The following is a 229-nucleotide window of genomic DNA, read 5'->3' as shown; positions in this document are numbered from 1 at the left end:
CTCGCGGGCCAGGGCGAGCGCCTTCGTGCCGAGCCGAATCGATCGGTCGAAATGCGCCAGTTCTCGGTGGGCAGTGGCCACCGTGGTGAGAATGCTGGCCTGAATCCAGACCCGTCCTTTGTCCTTGGCCATGGCAAAGGCGCGCTCGGCCTGTTCCAGCGCCTCGTCGTGTCGGCCGAGTGTGATATTGATCTTGGCAACGGTGTCGAGCACCGTTGCGCGGGCGTTA

1 protein-coding gene is annotated in these 229 nt (G+C 64.2%); it reads right to left on the bottom strand.

Features of this window, described 5'->3' with window-relative positions; translation table 11 throughout:
* The coding region (locus KVT28_RS27545) for a tetratricopeptide repeat protein (protein WP_217551539.1) at positions 1-229 on the bottom strand (229 nt) is incomplete at both ends.

Origin of the sequence: Pantoea sp. GbtcB22, assembly GCF_019091025.1 — a bacterium.
Taxonomy (GTDB): Bacteria; Pseudomonadota; Gammaproteobacteria; order Enterobacterales; family Enterobacteriaceae; genus Pantoea; species Pantoea leporis.
The sequence above is the reverse complement of the archived record's forward strand: the minus strand, read 5'-3'. Positions and strand labels throughout refer to the sequence as shown.